At 38.3% G+C, this 20,360-nt stretch carries 16 protein-coding genes and 1 pseudogene; all 17 read right to left on the bottom strand.

Going from position 1 to position 20,360, the window contains the following annotated elements; genetic code table 11:
* Positions 1–157: 157 nt before the first annotated feature.
* Positions 158–3,085 (bottom strand): annotated as a pseudogene (locus ACVYAD_RS01650) (PolC-type DNA polymerase III); the annotation flags it as partial.
* Between the two features lie 700 nt (positions 3,086–3,785).
* Complete coding sequence (locus ACVYAD_RS01645; RefSeq protein ID WP_476424169.1) at positions 3,786–5,492, bottom strand: proline--tRNA ligase; 1,707 nt, start codon at positions 5,490–5,492, stop codon at positions 3,786–3,788.
* Between the two features lie 166 nt (positions 5,493–5,658).
* Positions 5,659–6,918 (bottom strand): RIP metalloprotease RseP, encoded by a 1,260-nt coding sequence (gene rseP, locus ACVYAD_RS01640; RefSeq protein WP_476424167.1) that lies wholly within the window; start codon positions 6,916–6,918, stop codon positions 5,659–5,661.
* Between the two features lie 45 nt (positions 6,919–6,963).
* Positions 6,964–8,109: a 1-deoxy-D-xylulose-5-phosphate reductoisomerase gene (gene dxr / locus ACVYAD_RS01635; RefSeq protein WP_349660880.1), complete on the bottom strand. Its 1,146-nt coding sequence runs from the start codon at positions 8,107–8,109 to the stop codon at positions 6,964–6,966.
* Positions 8,110–8,276: 167 nt separating this feature from the next.
* The gene (locus tag ACVYAD_RS01630) at positions 8,277–9,077 is read right to left on the bottom strand and encodes a phosphatidate cytidylyltransferase (protein WP_476424164.1); all 801 of its coding nucleotides are present in this window, start codon (positions 9,075–9,077) and stop codon (positions 8,277–8,279) included.
* Positions 9,074–9,868 (bottom strand): isoprenyl transferase, encoded by a 795-nt coding sequence (locus ACVYAD_RS01625; protein ID WP_079560490.1) that lies wholly within the window; start codon positions 9,866–9,868, stop codon positions 9,074–9,076. The genes ACVYAD_RS01630 and ACVYAD_RS01625 overlap by 4 nt, the downstream gene beginning before the upstream one ends.
* Before the next feature lie 871 nt (positions 9,869–10,739).
* Entirely contained in the window at positions 10,740–11,297 is a 558-nt protein-coding gene (gene frr, locus ACVYAD_RS01620) for a ribosome recycling factor (RefSeq protein ID WP_053594236.1), read from the bottom strand.
* A complete protein-coding gene (gene pyrH / locus ACVYAD_RS01615; protein ID WP_249073104.1) occupies positions 11,297–12,022 on the bottom strand; it encodes a UMP kinase in 726 nt (241 codons plus the stop codon). Before pyrH ends, frr begins: the two co-directional genes overlap by 1 nt.
* A gap of 316 nt (positions 12,023–12,338) precedes the next feature.
* Positions 12,339–13,226: a translation elongation factor Ts gene (tsf, locus tag ACVYAD_RS01610; RefSeq protein ID WP_349660878.1), complete on the bottom strand. Its 888-nt coding sequence runs from the start codon at positions 13,224–13,226 to the stop codon at positions 12,339–12,341.
* Positions 13,227–13,327: 101 nt separating this feature from the next.
* A complete protein-coding gene (gene rpsB, locus ACVYAD_RS01605; RefSeq protein ID WP_349660877.1) occupies positions 13,328–14,047 on the bottom strand; it encodes a 30S ribosomal protein S2 in 720 nt (239 codons plus the stop codon).
* Between the two features lie 157 nt (positions 14,048–14,204).
* A complete protein-coding gene (locus tag ACVYAD_RS01600; RefSeq protein WP_476424162.1) occupies positions 14,205–14,795 on the bottom strand; it encodes a hypothetical protein in 591 nt (196 codons plus the stop codon).
* Positions 14,796–14,804: 9 nt separating this feature from the next.
* On the bottom strand, positions 14,805–15,113 hold the full coding sequence (locus ACVYAD_RS01595; RefSeq protein ID WP_349660875.1) for an RNA polymerase subunit sigma: 309 nt from the start codon (positions 15,111–15,113) through the stop codon (positions 14,805–14,807).
* A 36-nt stretch (positions 15,114–15,149) separates the two neighbouring features.
* Positions 15,150–15,920, bottom strand: coding sequence for a FliA/WhiG family RNA polymerase sigma factor (locus tag ACVYAD_RS01590; protein WP_349660874.1), 771 nt, complete (start codon positions 15,918–15,920; stop codon positions 15,150–15,152).
* Positions 15,921–16,400: 480 nt separating this feature from the next.
* Positions 16,401–17,726 (bottom strand): GntP family permease, encoded by a 1,326-nt coding sequence (locus ACVYAD_RS01585; RefSeq protein ID WP_476424160.1) that lies wholly within the window; start codon positions 17,724–17,726, stop codon positions 16,401–16,403.
* 141 nt (positions 17,727–17,867) lie between these two features.
* Positions 17,868–18,581: a GntR family transcriptional regulator gene (locus ACVYAD_RS01580; protein WP_476424158.1), complete on the bottom strand. Its 714-nt coding sequence runs from the start codon at positions 18,579–18,581 to the stop codon at positions 17,868–17,870.
* Positions 18,582–18,592: 11 nt separating this feature from the next.
* Positions 18,593–19,612, bottom strand: a complete 1,020-nt coding sequence (locus ACVYAD_RS01575) for a sugar kinase (protein WP_476424250.1) — start codon at positions 19,610–19,612, stop codon at positions 18,593–18,595.
* Complete coding sequence (gene dagF, locus ACVYAD_RS01570) at positions 19,605–20,360, bottom strand: 2-dehydro-3-deoxy-phosphogluconate aldolase (RefSeq protein ID WP_476424157.1); 756 nt, start codon at positions 20,358–20,360, stop codon at positions 19,605–19,607. The genes ACVYAD_RS01575 and dagF overlap by 8 nt, the downstream gene beginning before the upstream one ends.

Raw genomic sequence — 20,360 nt, 5'->3', positions numbered from 1 at the left:
TTTAACGAGCTTCAAACGTTTTTGGTGTTTGCAATACCATCTACGCTTGTCGTAGCTTCAGCGAGTGTGTTTCAAGGCGTTACTCTCTCATTCCACACTTCGAAATAGCAGTTCTACCAACTAAGGTGGTTAACCTTTTCAGTTAACAACGTGTCGCACTCAAATCTATATCAGGTACCTTGTCTCCTTTAAAGCCAAGGAACGTTTCGAATGGGATATCTTGTCCATCCTTTTTATACGGTGATCCACATTCCGGACAATCTTTATTTGGTAAGTCATAGCCCGAGCTTACTGAACCATCATTAAAAAACTCTGAATGCTTACAATCTGGGCAAATATAATGAGGAGGAAGTGGATTTACTTCAGTAATTTCCATAAAGGTTGCCACTAATGAAGACCCAACTGAACCACGGGAACCTACTAAATAGCCATCAGCTAATGATTTTTTCACAAGCTTCGCAGAAATTAAGTAAATTACTCCGAAACCATGGCCTAAAATCGACTTTAATTCTTTTTCAATTCGGGCCTTCACGATTTCTGGTAGCTCTTCTCCGTATATACTATGAGCCATTTCATAAGTTAAATTTGTGACCTCATCATCTGAGCCTTCAATTTTTGGTGTGTATAAATCATCTTTAATGGGCTTAACATCACCAATCATATTTGCGACTTTTTGAGAGTTGGTAACAACTACTTCTTTCGCTAGATCCGGCCCTAAAAAATCAAATTCTTTAAGCATTTCATCCGTCGTTCTGAAATGAACCTCAGGCAGCTTCGATCTATTTAATATGTTGGCACCACCTTGAGAGCCAATTAATATTTGTCTAAACATTCCATCTGTCGGATCTAAGTAATGAACATTACCAGTTGCTACAACAGGTTTATCGATTTTCTTCCCTAGCTTTACGAGCTTGCGAATAATATCTTCAAGTGTCCATTCATCACGTACGACATTGCGCTCAATTAACGGTGCATACACAGCCTTTGGTTGAACTTCAATATAATCATAGAATCTCGCAATTTGCTCTGCTTCCTCTGGGGATTTATTCATCATCGTCTCAAATAATTCACCATTATTACAACCTGATCCGATTAATAATCCTTCTCTATATTGTTCTAGAACCGCTCGTGTTACTCGAGGTACTCGATAGAAAGTTTTTGTATGGGAGTGAGTGACTAATTTAAATAAATTTTTTAGTCCAGCATTGTCTACTGCTAATATCGTGCAATGCATTGGTCGTCCTTTTTTATAAGCATCTCCGCCCCCGATATGCTTATTAAAGTCGTCGTGATATTTAATACCTAATTCATCCGCATCTTTTAACAGCTGTAAAAGTAAGAAGCCAGTTGCTTCTGTATCATAAATAGCTCGGTGATGCTGAGTTAAATCAATGTTGAATTTTTTACAAAGTGTATTTAAACGATGGTTTTTCATCGTTGGATAAAGTAATCGGGCTAACTCCAACGTATCAATAACTGGATGAATTGTTCCCTCTAGTCCATATTTTTTATAGCCTGTGTATAAGAAGCCAATATCAAATGATGCATTATGGGCTACTACTATGCCATCTCCGATAAATGCATGGAACTCCTTAATGACTTGTTCCACTTCTGGCGCGTTACGTACCATATCATCTGTAATACCTGTCAGTTCAATGGTCGTCGCTGAAAGTGGGTGATGGGGATTGGCAAAGCTTTCGTATTTGTCGATTACCTGCCCATCTTTAATTTTCACCGCGGCAAGCTCAATGATCGTATCGTAAGCAGTAGATAGACCTGTCGTCTCTACGTCAAACACGACATAAGTATCATCATCCAATAATCGATGCTCAGCTGCATAAGCAATCGGTACACCATCATCTACTAAATTTGCTTCCAAACCATAAATAACTTTTATACCATGTTTCTTCCCTGCTGCATAAGCCTCTGGGAAGGATTGTACAACAGCATGGTCGGTAATAGCCACGGCTGGATGACCCCACTTCGCAGCCTGCGAAACAAGTCTATCAACTGGTGTTACAGCGTCCATTGTGCTCATTGGTGTATGCAAATGCAATTCAACCCGTTTTTCTCCCTCTGGCGCCTTATCCTGTCGTGTTTCTTTTTTGATTTCATTAATATCGTTTGCCATAACGATTAAATCACGAATGAATGTGTCAGTTTGTACGGAGCCTCGAACTTTTACCCACATACCCTTTTTCAAATGTTGCATAAGTTCCGCATCATCATTATCACGTGAGAACATTTTTACAACGATGGAATCCGTATAGTCGGTAATTTTAATTTGCAATAAAGAACGACCGCTTTTCAGCTCTTTAACTTCTGCATCAAATACAAAGCCTTCAATGATCACACGACGTTCTTCCTCAACAATGCGTTTAATTTCCATTGTTTCATCATCTTTAATTAACATACCAAGCTGGAATGGTCGATCACCAAGATTCGCAATAGCAGGATTTTCTTTCTTCTCCTTCTCACGCTTTTGGTAATCTTCTATCGCTTGCTGAGCTAAAGCAGCTTCTTCTAAACGCCTCTGTTCCATGAAAGCTTCCTGTGCCGCAATCATTTCTTCTGTTTGATCTTGGAGCACGAAATCTAACACAATATGCGGAAAGCCGAACTGACTATAGCTTGCAGAAAGCTTTTCTGCATACTTTGTTTTCAGCATCATAAATTCCATTTCCTGCATGCAGGATAATGTAATTTTTTGCCCATTCCACATAGGCACTTGCGATACTAGGCAATTTTTCAAAGTGGGCGCCATCTCATCGATTTGCTCTACTACTGTTAACCAATATTGTTGAACTAGCTCCTCCGTCACATTTTTCTCTTCCGTATCAAAAGTTGTGTGGATTTCAGCGATAGCTGAAAATTTCTCAGCCAAACGAGTACGAAAAAGTTGGTATAGTGAAAAAGGAAGTATATCTCGTAATTTAATGGAAAAATTCCATAGCCTGTTCTTTTTGTGTACAGTTAGTCGTGATAATTCACCTTCCTCAAAAAAGGACATATACACATCATCTGTTAGTTCTAGTTGTTGCAAGAGCATTTGAAACCTTGCTCTTGCTTCTTGTTGCTGTTCCAATCTATTGACACCTACTTTCAAAAAGAGGCAATCTTACATGCCCCATGTTTTATTTCCTCACCAACGTCTACGATTTGAAGGAACAAATGCGCTAAAGCGTTCGTTTACATCAGACAAGTGCTGGAGAACCCGAAGCAAAAGTAAGCGATCTACCTTCTTTTGCCCAAGGAATCGAAGCGACCTCGAGGATGTAGCGCTTTAGCCTAGACGGAAAAAAATTCGCACCCTTTCCACGGGCGACCGTCAAGCCTCACAAATCCTAAACATCTATGAATTCATGCTTGCTCGCTGTCCCCGAGAAGTGGCGCGAATTTTTTATCTATTTAATACCTTTGGGACAGAGGTCCTTCTTAAAAATCAATGTTGCCTTGGCATAATTGCGTCCGGAATCGGCTTTGTGCTTAGGCCTGCGTGAGAGCCGACAGGACGTGGCGTTTTTACCGATGCAGGTCAGTTAGCCGTTATCGCACGGATGCGATGATTTTAGGCTAACATCCCCTAAGAACTCATTTCCGACTCCGTGACATCCGCCGGAGGCTTTGGGCCAACCACGATGTTGGTCACTCAGTCGTTGCCACAGGACGTGGCGCTCTTAGACTTAGTTTCTCTATTTCAGCGAGCGTTTTGATATCCACTGAAAAGTAGCTTAAACCCGCATTCACCTCACCAACATAGAGGTGGGTGACTTCGCTGAAAGGAGTTAATGTTTGCGGAAAAATTCATTCAAGCGATCAATGACCTCTTCTTTTTTCCATTCGAACGTTTCACCTGTTTGACGGAATTTAACCTCAACAATACCTTCAGTTGCTTTTTTACCTACAGTTACACGGACAGGTAAGCCAATTAAATCAGCATCTGCGAATTTAACCCCTGCACGCTCTGCACGATCATCTAATAGCACATCATAACGGTATGATTTCAATAAACCGTATAGCTCATCAGCTAAGGCAACTTGTGATTCATCTTTTGTATTAACAGGTACAACATGAATATCATAAGGGGCTAATTGTGTTGGCCAAACAAAACCATTTTCATCTTGGAAATGCTCTGCAACAGCAGCTAAAATACGTGATACTCCAATACCATAGCATCCCATAATAAATGGCTGTGCCTTACCTTGCTCGTCTAAGAATGTACCATTCATTTTTTCAGAGTAAGTTGTTCCTAATTTGAAAATATGACCAACCTCGATACCTTCTGCAAATTTGATAATACCTTGTCCATCTGGAGATGGATCACCCTCTTGAATAAAACGAATATCTAAGTATTCATTCACTGCAAAATCACGCTCTGGATTTACATTTACTAAATGGAACCCATCCTCATTTGCACCGGCTACACCGTTACGAATCGATTTAATAGCATTGTCAGCTACTACTTTTACGTCTACTGGTAATTTAACAGGACCGATTGAACCAACTCCACAGCCTAATAATTCGCGGATTGCCTCTTCACTAGCAAGTTCAACAGAACCAGCATCAAGTGCATTTTTCAGTTTAATATCATTAATTTCGTGATCTCCACGAGCAAGAACAACAACTAATTCACCATCTACGTCAAATACTAATGACTTGATGACATTTGAAGAGTCAACATTTAAGAAAGCTGATACTTCTTCGATTGTTTTTTGATCTGGTGTTGCCACTTTTTCAAGGTCTTTTAATGCTGCATCTGATGGTTGATAGTCTACAAGAACTTCTGCCATTTCAATGTTTGCAGCATAGTCAGATGTATCAGAGTATGCAATTGTATCTTCCCCAATTTCAGAAAGCACCATAAATTCATGTGTACCTTTCCCACCAATTGAGCCTGCATCTGCAATAACTGCACGATAGTTTAAACCAAGACGAGAGAAAATATTTGAATAGGCACGATACATATCATCATATGTTTCATCTAAACTTTCACGCGATGCATGGAAAGAATACGCATCTTTCATAATAAACTCTCTGCCTCGTAGTAAACCAAAGCGAGGACGCTTTTCATCACGGAATTTAGTTTGAATTTGATAAAGTGTTAACGGTAATTTTTTATATGATTTAATTTCATCACGTACTAAAGTTGTAATCACTTCTTCATGTGTTGGTCCTAATGCGAAATCACGATTATGACGATCCTTTAAACGCATTAATTCTGGACCATATTTTTCCCAGCGGCCTGACTCCTGCCATAGTTCTGCAGATTGTAATGAAGGCATTAAAAGTTCAATTGAATTGATTGCTTCCATCTCTTCACGAACAATATTTTCTATTTTTGTTAACACACGTTTTGCAAGCGGTAAATACGAGTATACCCCACTTGTATTTTGACGAATAAACCCTGCACGCAGTAATTGCTTATGTGATTTTACCTCTGCATCAGCAGGTACTTCACGTAGCGTTGGGATAAATGTTTTACTTTGCTTCATTCAGTGTTCCACCTTTTTAATAAATAAGTTTTATACTCTAATTAGCATAAACAAATTTAGCTTTGAACGCAATGTTTCAAAAAAATTGCGTTCAAAGCTATGTTTTCAATAATTTTCACTTTAGCGCAATGTCTCATTCGCTGGGGCTTTAACTAAGTTAACTTAGTTAAAAGAAAAATCGTTGGATGTCGTTCCATGTGACTACTACCATTAAGACCATTAATAGGACGATACCTACAAAATGGACCATACCTTCTTTTTGACGATCGATTGGTTTGCCTCGTACTGCTTCGAAACCAAAGAATAATAGGCGACCACCGTCAAGTGCTGGTAATGGCAATAAGTTCATAATTCCTAAATTGATACTTAACATAGCTGCAAAATTCATTAAAGCATAAATGCCCCATGTCGCAACAGTCTCGGTCGTTTTATAAATTCCAACAGGTCCTGATAGTGCATCAATTGTAAATTTCCCCGTAATAAGCATACCGAGTAATTCAAATATACGCACGGTCATGCTATACGTTTCTTGAGCACCGTAAACGACAGCCTTTAACGGATTGTGGACTTTAGGACTGGTCACCCCAATTTGACCATAAGTCTCTCCATTCTTTTCTTTCACCTCTTTTATTGTCATCGTAAGATTTTCCGTCCGTCCGTCTCGCTCTACTGTTACATTAATTGTCTTTCCAGGACGATTCCGTACAACAGAAACCAAATCCTGCCACTTTTCAACCGCTTGTCCATCTATCGTTGTTACTCTGTCACCTACAAGCATGCCTGCCTGCGCAGCTGGATTATTTTCTACCACCTCTGTAATAATTGGCTCATTTGTAGGTACACCATTTAATAAACCAATCATTACATAGATGAAAAATGCTAGTATAAAGTTAAATAACGGACCAGCAAAGATTGTCATAGCACGTTGACCGACTGTTTTAGCGTTAAATTGACGATCGTATGGTGCGATTAACGTTTCTTTACCGTTTTCTACGAGCATACAATCTCTTGCAACATTATAACGAACTAATTTTTCTTCTTCATCATAGCCTTCTACAAACAATTCCTTTTCTAAATCGGCACGCTCAACTTCTAAAAATAATAAATCTGGTAGTTGCTTATTATTTTGAGTAAAGATTATTTTCTTTACAACATTATCTTCATCTACAATAAGCCCTACTCGGTAACCCGGCTGTAGTTCGGTACCATCCATGTCCTCACCAGCCATACGAACGTAACCACCAATTGGCAATAAACGTATTGTATAGATTGTTTCACCGTGTGTTTTCCCATAAATTTTTGGTCCCATACCGATCGCAAATTCTCGAACCATAATGCCTGCTCGTTTCGCAAACAAGAAGTGACCAAATTCATGAAAGAATACAAGTAGGCCAAATATTAAAATAAATGCAATAGCTGTTTGCATAATACCCCACCTTTAAAAGCGAATAGTTAACGATATCTTCTCTCTTTATTTTACCATGTTTAACACTGTTTTTCTTGTTTCACTGTCTACATGCAAAATCGTTTGCAAATCTGGTACTACTATATTGTTATGTGCTTGCATTACACGCTCAATCGTTTCATCAATTTCAAGGAATGTTATTTTCCCTTGTAAAAATGCTGCAACTGCCGCTTCATTCGCTGCGTTCATCGCTGTTAAAATTGTACCACCTGTGCGCCCAGCCTCATATGCTAGACGTAATGCTGGATAACGTTCAAAATCCATTTCTTTAAAATGAAGTTGACCAATTTGTGCTAAATTAAGTCGTTGTCCGTTATGCAGTGGCATACGATCTGGATAGCTTAATGCATATTGGATAGGTACACGCATGTCCGGCGTACCTAGCTGTGCAATGACACTAGTATCATGATACTCAACTAGGGAGTGAATAATACTTTCTCTATGCAAAAGTACATCTATTTTATCATAGGGCATATCAAATAAGACATGTGCTTCAATAACTTCTAGTCCTTTATTCATCATTGTAGCTGAATCAATCGTAATTTTTGCACCCATTGACCAATTCGGGTGGTTTAATGCATCTGCAACCGTAACATGCTTCAATTCCTCGCGTGTTTTGTCACGGAAGCTACCTCCAGAAGCTGTAATAATTAATCGTTCAATATTTTTCGGATTCTCACCATTCATTGATTGGAAAATCGCGGAATGCTCACTATCTACTGGTAAAATTGTTGCATTATATTTCTTGGCCTCTGCCATTACTAAATGTCCAGCGGTTACAAGCGTTTCTTTATTGGCAATGGCAATTGTTTTGCCCATGCGAATTGCAGCTAATGTCGATTCTAGTCCAACGCTTCCAAGAACCGCGTTTACAAGCACCGCTGAATCAGGATGTGTAGCAACCTCTACAAGCCCTTTTGCACCAAACGTAAACTGTACTTGTGGATATTCTTTAGCGAGCATAACTGCATCTTCTTCTAATTGAACAGATACAAGCTCTGGCTTTAAAGTTTCAATCATTTCACGCGTTTTTTCGATATTTTTCCCTGAAGAAAACGCTACTAAATGAAAGGCATCGCGTTGTTCTTTTAAAATATCATAGGTTTGCCAACCGATTGAACCAGTTGCACCAAGTAAACTAATTTTTTTCACGACAAATTGTCCCCTTTTTCTATCTCAGCAAATGATATAGCACGATTATTACCTCTCTGTTTAGAGTAAAATGCTAATTATTATGGCTCATCGTCAGATCGTAGAGTTGATATCGGTTTCGACTGGGCGCTTTTTAAAGGCGTCCGATGAGCACCTATTGTTTTTAGTTACCAAAAAACATGTAAAAAATGTAGTAAAGGCACGACGAATAGTAGACTATCAAAGCGGTCTAAAATACCGCCATGCCCAGGTAAAATATTTCCTGAATCCTTTACGTCAAAATTTCGCTTTATAGCAGATTCCACTAAATCGCCCATTTGCCCAATAATTGACGCAATGATTGTGATGAAAATAAGTGAGACATAACCACCATTTGCAAACGGATAAATTGCTTGCATCGCGACAGCAAAGATTACAGCAATGACTATGCCACCTACAAAACCTTCCACAGTTTTCTTCGGTGAAATTTCTGGCCAAAGCTTATTTTTACCTAATTTTCTTCCAACAAAATATGCACCTGAGTCAGTTGTCCAAACTACTAGTAAACAATATACGACAAACTCTAGACCATAGCTTCGTGTTTCAATTAAGTAATGGAAACCTAATCCGACATAAAACGCACCTAATAAAATAAATGCAACTTCATCGAATGTAATTTTATTTTTCACAAGGACTACGTAAATGAGCAATAGCATCATTAGACCATACACAACCATTAAATCAGAGGAATAGCCAATTGCTTCTACTACTTTACTTGACCAGTCCTTTGGTATAACAAGGAGTATTAATGTTAGTAGCCCTAAAAAACCAGGCACTGAAAAAATTGAAATACCTTTCATTTTTAATATTTCATAAAAGCCAACAACAGCCATTGCAAGCACAAGAATTGTAAATGGCACTTCTCCATAAATAACAAATGGAATAAATAGCGCTGCTGCAATTATTGCTGTGATAATTCGTTGTTTCAAGTTGTTCCTTCTCCCTTCAACCCACCGTAACGGCGATTACGTTTCTGGTAGTTTTCCACCGCTTCCAGTAAGTTTTCCTCGCTAAAATCTGGCCACAATGTATTTGTAAACCAAAATTCTGTATAGGCGAGCTGCCATAACATAAAGTTGCTTAAGCGTACTTCACCGCTTGTTCGAATTAATAAATCTGGCTCTGGCAGATGAGCCGTCATTAAATGAGATGTCAAACATTCTTCTGTTATTTCTTGCATCGTTAATTGACCATCCTGCACCTTTTGAAGCATTGTTCTCATGGCGCTAACCATTTCGGAACGACTTCCATAATTCAGAGCAAAATTTAATATTAATCCTGTATTATGTTTCGTTTCCTCCATCGCCTCATACAACGCTTTTTGCGTATGTGCAGGTAATAAAGATGGATCCCCAATCATTTCAACACGTACATTACGCTCCATCATTTCAGGTAAAAAGGAACCTAAAAATTCTACAGGTAAACGCATTAGAAAATCGACCTCAGGTTTTGGTCGCTTCCAATTTTCTGTAGAGAACGCATATACCGTTAAAACTTTAATTCCTAAATCGGATGCAAATCTAGTTACCTTTCGGACTGTCTTCATACCTTCGTGGTGCCCAGCAACACGTGGCATAGCACGTTTCTTCGCCCAACGTCCATTTCCGTCCATAATAATCGCTACATGGGCAGGAATCGGCTCGTTTTTAGCAAGGGCAACACGTTCCTCCAATGATTGTGAATCCATATTTATTTGTTTACCTAATAGCTTTTTAAACATGCTAACTCCCCCACTACAACTAATCGGACGTATACTAACCTATCATAACAAACAAAAGCGCTTTTTGTCTTTTTTTCCCCTCTAAATTGACTATGTATGAACTATCTTATTTTAGAACTACACACATTTTAGGATGATCACCGAAACGTTGAATAAATTTTCATTCGAACAAGTACAGACGAAATGGAAAGTACTTTTCTTATGATATATATTGTAACTAAAATATCATCCCAACATAAGGCTAAAAAAGGGCTGTGCCTCTTTTTGTTCAATCTGCAATAATGTTTTTCGCTTTAGTAAAAAACAGTTCTTCTTAATCTTAAAAGAAAGAAAAAATAGATGAAAGGTATTTCCCTAAACTAATCAATTATGCTTCGGCATAATTGCGTCCGGAATCGGCTTTGTGCTTAGGCCTGCACGAGGGCCGACACGATGTCGGTCATTTCGGCAATGCCACAGGACGTGGCGTTTTTACCGATGCAGGTCAGTTAGCCGTTATCGCATGGATGCGATGATCTTAGGCTAACATCCCCTAAGAACTCCTCTCCGATTCCTGACATCCGCCGGAGGTTTTAGGCCAACACGAAGTTGGTCACTCAGTCGTTGCCACAAGACGTGGCGTTCTTAGACTGAGTTCCTCTATTTCATCAAGTGTTTGGACATCCGCTGAAAAGTAGCTTAAATCCACCCTCATCTCACCACCCATAGAGGTGGGGGACTGCTGATGAAAGAAGTTAAAGGTTAATGTATAAGACTTTACTAAACCTTTTACATAATCATTTAAAAGTAAAGAGAAAAGACGTCCTGATATGTATAGGACGCCTTCATCTCATCAAAAAGTTCCATCATAGATGTGCAAAGCAAATTATGCTTACACGTCTAAAATTTCTTTTTCTTTTTCTTTCGTTACTTGATCTACTTTAACAATGAATTCATCTGTTAATTTTTGAATATCTTCACCGTAGCCACGTAGACCATCTTCTGTGATTTCGCCAGCTTTTTCAAGTTTTTTCAGATCATCATTAGCATCGCGACGAACATTACGTACAGCAATTTTTGCATCCTCTGCTTCTTTTTTCACTTGCTTCACAAGATCTTTACGACGCTCTTCTGTTAAAGCCGGGATCATTAAACGAATAACAGATCCATCATTTGTTGGTGTAATACCAATATCTGATTTCATGATTGCTTTTTCGATTTCACCTAAGATTGTTTTATCGTAAGGTGTAATAACTAATAAGCGCGCTTCTGGTACCGATACACCTCCAAGCTGATTAATCGGTGTTGGTGCACCATAATAATCAACCGTAATGCGATCTAATAGTGAAGCATTTGCACGCCCTGCACGGATTGAAGCTAGTTCACGTGAAAAAGCGGCAATTGTTTTATTCATTTTTTCTTTAGCTTGTTCTAATACTTGTTTAGCCATTATGCGTTCCTCCTAACAACTGTTCCAATTTTCTCGCCTTGTACGGCACGTTTAATATTACCTGGTTCTGTAATTGAGAAGACAATTAACGGAATATCGTTATCCATACATAGAGTAGAAGCTGTTGAATCCATTACTTGTAAGCCCTGTTGAATAACGTCTAAGTATGTGAGTGTATCATATTTAACGGCAGTTGCATCTACTTTCGGATCTGCAGAATAAACACCATCTACATTATTTTTCGCCATTAAAATCGCATCTGCGTCGATTTCAGCTGCTCGTAATGCAGCTGTAGTATCCGTAGAGAAGAATGGGTTACCTGTACCTGCTGCAAAAATTACTACACGTTTTTTCTCTAGATGACGAACTGCTTTACGGCGAATATATGGCTCTGCTACTTGTGTCATTACAATTGAAGATTGTACACGTGTTTCAATTCCTAATTTCTCCAATGCATCTTGTAACGCTAAAGAGTTCATAACCGTTGCTAGCATACCCATATAGTCAGCTGCTGCACGATCCATTCCCATTTCGCTACCGATTTTTCCACGCCATATATTACCGCCACCTACAACAACAGCAACTTCTACATCAAGATCTACTACTTCTTTTACTTCTTCTGCAACAGCCTTGATTATTTTTGGTGATAAACCGAAGCCCGCTTCTCCAGCTAACGCTTCACCACTTAATTTAATAACTACTCGTTTATATTGTGGCACACTCATTGTAAACCTCCGTCAGACTTTATTTAAAACATCTCTATTCCCTTTTCCATTATAGTATAAATAACAATAATTTCTAGTTATGAATAAGGCAAAATAGAAAATTATGTGGCTCATTAACATAAAGTTGGTTGATTTCCGTTCCAACTTATATACATAGCATACGATTTAACAAATGTTATCCGCAACTTTTGGCGATGAGCCAATTATATCTTTTTTTCGCTAATTTCGGAAAAATAGGGAACACGCTATGTTGTGTTCCCCATTTTTTGTCTAGAAAATCTAGATATTATTTGATTAGGATCAAATGCAAGCTAAATTAGTTACCTTTAACTTGGCTCATTACTTCTTCAGCGAAGTTGTCTTCACGTTTTTCGATACCTTCACCAACAGCATAACGTACGAAGCCGTTTACTGAACCGCCAGTTGAAGCAACGAAATCACGTACTTTTTGATCTGAGTTTTTAACGAATGTTTGGTCAAGTAAGCAAACATCTTCGAAGTATTTACCAAGACGACCTTCAACCATTTTTGCTACGATGTTTTCTGGTTTACCTTCGTTAAGAGCTTGTTCAGTTAATACTTTACGCTCACGTTCAACTTCTTCTGCAGAAACTTCATCGCGAGAAACATAAGTTGGGTTGATTGCTGCGATGTGCATAGCAACATCTTTTGCAGCAGCAGCATCTGTAGAGCCTTCTAAAGTTACTAATACACCAATACGGCCGCCCATGTGTAGGTAAGAACCGAATGCATCTGCATCAGTTTTTGTTTTTACTTCGAAACGACGAAGAGTGATCTTTTCACCAATTGTTGCAATTGCAGATGAAATTTGGTCAACAACTTTTACACCTTCAGCATTTGTAAGCTCTAATGCAGCTTCAACTGTTGCAGGTTTAGCAGCAAGTAATTGTTCAGCTAATGAAGCAACTAATACTTGGAATTTATCGTTTTTAGAAACGAAGTCAGTTTCTGCATTTACTTCTAGGATGATTGCTTCGTTACCATTTTCTAAAATGTAAGTTGTACCTTCTGCAGCGATACGGTCAGCTTTTTTAGCAGCTGAAGAAAGACCTTTTTCACGTAGGAAATCGATCGCAGCATCTAAATCGCCATCAGTTTGTACTAACGCTTTTTTACAATCCATCATTCCAGCGCCAGTTTTTTCGCGTAATTCTTTTACTAATTGTGCAGTAATGTTTGCCATTTAGTGTTTCCTCCTCAAATTGGTTATACAAATTTTAGTGATAGGTTCTAAAAAAGGTGATAAGGGTTTTGAGCCACTTATCACCTTTTTCTAAACGTGAATTACTCAGCAGCAGCTTCTACAGCTGGAGCTTCTTCTTCACCTTGTTTTGACTCGATTAAAGCGTCAGCCATTTTAGCAGTTAAAAGTTTAACAGCGCGAATAGCATCATCATTAGCAGGGATTACGTAGTCGATTTCATCTGGATCACAGTTTGTATCAACAATACCTACTAGAGGGATGTTTAATTTAATAGCTTCTGCAACAGCAATACGTTCTTTGCGTGGGTCAACAACGAACATTACGTCTGGAAGAGCTTGCATATCACGGATACCGCCTAAGAATTTGATTAGACGTTCGTGTTCTTTTTTAAGTTGGATTACTTCTTTTTTAGGTAGAACTTCAAAAGTTCCATCTTCTTCCATTTTTTCGATTGCTTTCATACGTGCAACACGTTTTTGAATAGTACCGAAGTTTGTAAGAGTACCACCTAACCAACGTTGGTTGATGTAGTAGTTGCCTGAACGTTCAGCTTCATCTTTGATCGCTTCTTGTGCTTGTTTTTTCGTACCAACGAAAAGAACTTTACCACCGTCTTGACCAACTTGACGCATGAAGTCATAAGCTTCCTCTAATTTTTTAACAGTTTTTTGTAAGTCGATGATGTAGATCCCGTTACGCTCAACGAAGATATATTTCTTCATTTTTGGGTTCCAACGACGAGTTTGGTGACCGAAATGTACACCAGCTTCAAGTAATTGTTTCATAGAAATTACTGACATGTGTATTTCCTCCTAGTATGTTTGGTTTTTATCCTCCGCATTTATCACTTGCAACAAGCTACCCTAAGCTTAGAGCACCACTTACTACATCAAAATGCGTGTGTATTAATAACACCATTTGCAACTATATCATAGCTTTATCCTATTAGCAACTGTTTTAGTTATGAAATTTCAATAAAAGCTCGATTTCTGTTTTTCCTTTTTGAAGCTGTTTTGCAATTTCTTCGGATGTTTTACCTTGTTTCGCTAATTCAATAGCTTGTTGTTCCAATGTTAATGGCTTAGATTCTTCCTTTTCGGTTGCCTCACTTGGTTGTTGGGCCGAATGTACCACCTTAACTTCAGCTTTAGCTCCACTTTGCTGCTGACGTGAATAAGCATTCGCTACGATATTTTTGGGCACATAAATGCGCGGTTCCTGATCTAAACTAACAGAACCGTCTACTGTGCTTTCTTCCTTTATAAGAGAAGATGGCTGTTCCTGTTGTCTCACAATCTGTTCTTCCTGTTTCACAGCATTCATTGGAGTTCCAGACTTTGAAGCTCTTTGCAGCTCTTGAATGAGGCGATCATTTTCATCTTTCATCTCAGCTAAATAAACACTGATAGTGTCATCCATTTCACGCATTAAGCGCTCCTGTTTTTTTTCTAAGTCCTTAAATTTTGCTAGCTTCGTATTTAATATGATAAGGAAATAAAATGAAAGTAGCTGTAAAATAAATAGAACCGCAATTAGTATGATTGTCATAGTAAACTCCTATCCACTAAAATCCACGAAATTTCCTTTAAACGGGTGCTGCGCTTGCGTTTCTCGCTTCTCGTTATCCTTATTTTTCTTTTTTCGAGTACCTTTTATATACTCTCCACCTGCTTCTTCATCTTCACTAATCCCATCCATACCCTCTGAAGTATTCACAACCTTTTGCTTGCGTTCTACTTCTTTTTTCAACGCTTCATTTGCGTGTGCTTGCTGAGCCAAAGTTTGTTGTTGTGCCTGATCAGCCATTTTTCCTGCTTCAAATGTTTTTGGAATAGCTATTTGTAGTTCGACACCTTTTAAACTCATAAGACCCCTCCTTCAACGATATGTATATAAGGATTATTATGCATTAATCATTTCATTAGTTAATAATTTTCGTAGCTTTAATAGCGCCTTAGAGTGGATTTGTGAAATGCGGGATGTAGATAATTCAAGCATTTCTCCAATTTCTGTTAATGTTAATTCCTCCGTATAAAATAAACTAAGCACTAGCTGCTCCTTATCATTGAGCTTTTGGATATTTTCTGCTAAATCCCCAAGCAGTTCTGACTTAACGACAGCTTGCTCAGGTGTCTTCGTCGTATCATCACGAATAACAAATGACTTTCCATCAGCCTCCTCTTGATCTTGCTGCTCATTAATGGAAAGAACATTTGAAAAGAAATGCTCCTGTACAGTTTGGTAAACTTCCTCAACAGGTAAAGCCATATGTTCCGCAAGTTCCTCAGGTGTTACATGACGCATATATTTTTGTTCTAACTGCTCAATTTGTACATCTAACTTTTTCGCCTTTTCACGTGCTGACCGTGGCAACCAATCTTCTTTACGTAAACCATCAATAATGGCACCTCTTACTCTAAAAGAAGCATATGTATCAAATTTCAAGTCTCTATTAATATCAAATTTATTCAACGCATCAAACAGACCTACCATACCTAAGCTCATTAAATCGTCTCGCGATACACTCTTTGGTAAGCTCGCTCCAATGCGTTGTACATGATAAGATACTAGCGAAATATATTTTTTTATAAGCAAATCACCTGCATCTGGATCACGTTCATTTATCCAGCGGTTCCACAGCTTTTGTTCATCGTTCAGAATTGGTTGTGTCATGTAATCCACCTCTCTAAGAAAAACGCATTTATTTATGCGCCTGTTTGCCACTGTCTTATATCAATACAAAAAACATTTTTAGCTATCGTTTCACTTTCGCTACGTAAACAATCGTTGAAAGAAAATCCATTATGCCTCGGCATAAGCAACAAAGCGTAACTAGTTATTAGACATTAACATAAAAATCCATCTAATTCTTCCCTATATTATAACAAGAATCGACTATAATTTCATTTGTTTCTCTCAATATCTAATATATTCCTCGGATTTAATGTCGAATATAAAAACAACCTAATCATCTATAACATAGGTTACAGGGAATTAGGCGTTTTTATCTTTATAAATTATAAAGTTACGAGAATGATGAACAAGCTTTCAAATAGATGTCAGAAAAAAATAAATAAAAAAGAGGATATCGCCAATTAAACGAATATCCTCTAAATCATTATTGTAATAAGAAAGATTCAAATCAAATTTCTATTATATGAACATATCTAATAATAAAGTGATGCCAAATGCGATAAATGAAAGCAATGTCTCCAAGACCGTCCATGTTTTAAAAGTTTCTTTCACGGTTAGACCCAGATATTCTTTTACTAGCCAGAAACCTGCGTCATTTACATGAGAGAACATAAGTGATCCTGCACCCGTTGCGATGACCAGAAGTTCTAAGTTCACACCTGACATGTTTTGAATAATTGGTGATACAATACCAGCTGCTGTTGTAAGAGCAACCGTTGCCGAACCTGTCGCAATTCGTATTAACCCAGCTACCATAAAGGCTAACACAATTGGAGAAAGAGATAAATCCTCAGACATTTGTCCAATTGATGCTCCAACACCACTTTCAATTAAAATTTGTTTAAATCCTCCACCAGCACCTATGATTAATATAATAGAACCAACCGGCAGTAGACATTCATCCGTTAATTTTTTAATCATTTTCCCATCCATATTTAGTCTATACCCTAGGAAGTAAAATGCTACAATACAAGAAATTAAAAGGGCCATGAACGGGCTACCAACAAATGTAAGTAATTTTATCAAACTACTTGGTATTTGAAAATACGGCGCGATTACAGATAAAACCATTAATACAACAGGTAATAAAATAATAAAAAATGAAGTTCCTGTCCCAGGTAATTTTCCTGATACCTCGCTTACACTGAGAAACTCTGGCTCTCCTTCAGGAATTACGCGTTTATACACCCACTTTGCAAACAAAGGACCTGCAATGATGGCTGCGGGAAGCGCAATGATTAATGAATAAATAAGTACTTCTCCAAGATTCGCATTATAAATTCCGATTGCAGTCATTGCCCCAGGGTGCGGTGGTACAAGTCCATGTACAATGGACAATCCAGCGATAACCGGTAATCCTATTAATAATATGTTTTGTTTCGTTGCTTTTCGTATAGAAATAACAAGTGGTAGAAGAATAACAATCCCTACATCAAAAAATACTGGGATTCCAATAATAAAACCCGCGAATAACATTGCCCATGGTAATTTTTTCACACCGAAAAATCTAACGAAGAAATCTGCCACTTGTAAACCGGCACCCGAATCGGACATCATCTTTCCTAAAATACTTCCCAATGCTAGAATGCCAACTAAATGTCCTAAAACACTACCAACACCAGTTTCATAGGCACCAACAATTTTGTCTAGTGATAAGCCAGACATCACGCCTAAAAATAAACTTGCTACAGATAAACTAATAAACGCATGCCATTTCCACCAAGATACCCCTATAATAACAATCACAATTGCCAATAATGTAATGATCAATAAATAAAGATCCATTCTCCTATCCCCTTCTCCTTACAATAGTAAACGCTTACAAATCTAACAACGAAAGATGTATCGTTTTCTAAGTTCCCTTTTATGTTTAAAAGAAGGAAACCAGGTAAGAAGAATAAGGTGGTTTCCTAAACTTTTGGATAACTATACATCATAATTCACAATATATTGCTTCATCCCAGTGTTGTAATAACCTTCGCTATATTCGATCACATTTCCCATGTCATCATAGGAATAACGGGCACGTTTTAATAAAGAAGTTCCTTGTTTCACTTCTAACCGGCCCTCTACGATAGAAGACGCAACGGAAACAGCAAACTCATCACGAAATCGTTCTAAAGAAATCCCTTTCTCTTCAATTAAATCGTAAAGTGATTCGACATTTAAATCTGCTAATTTAGCGTCCTCCATTCGTAACGGTAAAAAATGCGTATAATGTATATACGGGACATCATCAAGATAATACAGACGCTCTATACATAGACACTGCTCCCCAAATAGCTGGTATGGTGTACTATTCTTTTGATTGCATACTACCTTTGTTTGAAGCCATTTTTTTTGAATTTTATGTCCTTCGTCCACCAAAACTTCGGTAAAACGTTTTCCTTTAGAAAGTTTTGAGGTTGCAGCATTTCGAATGACTTTTGTTCCTTTACCACTTCTCGTTTCGAGATATCCTTCTTGAACTAATTCTTTAATCGCAGTTCGAACAGTAATTTTACTTACACTAAATTCATCTTCTAATTGCGGTTCAGAAGGGATGTTCGTTCCAATAGGATATGTCCCATGTAAAATCCGATCTTTTAAGATGTTTTTCACCTGCAAATATAAAGGTCCTTTTTTTCTAGATACTTTCACTATTTCCTTCACTACCTTTCCACATCGCCTACCGTTTCTGTCATCGCGCGAAGTATATCACGCTCTGATGATATGGGGGTATCTCCTACAATTGTATGTGCAAGCATGCCGGCAGCTGTTGCAAAAGCAACTGTTTTTTCTGGCGCAAAGCTTGTCAATTCACCATGTATAATACCACTCGTATAGGCATCTCCAGCACCTATTCTATCATAGACGGAAAACGTGATTACGCTGGAAAATGTAAAGGTGTGATTTTTAAATAAAAAACCTCGTAATGAATGTGTATTATCATTTTTAATATACCGATGTGTACCTGCAATAACCGAAATATTATAGCGATTCGCAACAGCTGGTATTAAATCTTTTAGCTGCTCTTTACGCTCTTCTTTCTTTGTGTTCATGCCCAGAACGAACATTGCGTCCTGTTCATTCATCATAACAATATCAGCTAGCTCGAGCATTTCTTCATAATGCGGTTTCGCCTTCTCATAGCCTCCTTGAGAACTCCAAAGTGATGGACGATAGTTGCAATCGAAAACGACAGTTCCGCTATTCTTTTTAACTGCTCTAGCAAAAATTTTCATGTAATTGCGGATCGACTCATTCACCGCTAAGGTAATACCACAAAAATGTACAACATCAATATTTCGAGCAATGTCTTCAAAATCATACGCTGCTTCAGATGCAATATTGAAGCTAGTTTCTTGGCGACTGGAATTGGTCACACGACTTGGCCGTATACCGAAACCATTTTCTAAAAAATACATTCGAATATACTCGCCACTTCGATAAATGTATGAAAGGTCGATTCCAAGTTTATGTAGATTCGCTATCGCTGCATCCCCAAGTGCATTTTCTGGTATGGTTGACACTAGAAACCCTGTATGACCTAAACGTGCTAAAGCCGAGGCAACATTCACCCCTGTACCTGAGAACGAATAGTTTAAAGTGTTTGCTTGTGATAACAGTTCAACCCCAGGCACTTGAAGACGCATAACAACCTCTCCAAATGCTGCAATTCGTTTAGTCATATTCATCAACCAATCTCTTGACTATTTCTAGTAGTTCACGTATATCCTCAATCTTCGTGCTCCCCGTTTTTTGATCAACAATCGAGGAATATACATGAGGAATCACTTTTGGTACGTTCGCCTCCAAAGTGATGCGTAAGATTTGTTCGAAATTTTCTTTATCAATTCCACCTGTTGGCTCAAGCGCAAATCCTTCTTCTCCACATACCTTGGCTACTGCACGAAGTTCCTCTTCGCAACTTAACCCGTTCATTGGAAAATACTTTAATGCATTTCCGCCCATATCACGTACAAGGGCAATCGCTGTTTTAATCGGAACAATTGCTTTACAATTTTGCATAGAGCTTATTGGACCTGTTGAGATATTTACATAGCCCACTTTTCCTGTCGGCGACACTAAACTATTAATCCAGCTACCCTTCTCCCCAATGTTAGCTCGCGTAGCGCCAACAGCTGGGAATACCTGATTAATATGAGTGCCGGGATAATGTTTAGCAATTTCTGCTACCACCGCCGCTTGACGATTATCACCAGCTCCAAGCCCAATAGAAACGGCCTCCTCAGTTTCTTTACCATATACTTTCATTGCAGCTACCGCTTCCTCTACCGTTGGATAATCCTTTGAAAGAACCCCGACTAAGACATACCCTTCCGCTGCATTAAAGACTTCGTTGGCATTTTCAACGCTATTGGCTAATACATTTAATGCCACTCGATTTTTGTAAAAACGTTCTGCAATGTTTGACAT

It is taken from the genome of Lysinibacillus sp. G1-3 (genome assembly GCF_056322905.1).
Note: the sequence above shows the minus strand (reverse complement) of the source record. Positions and strands in the feature narration are given on the sequence as shown.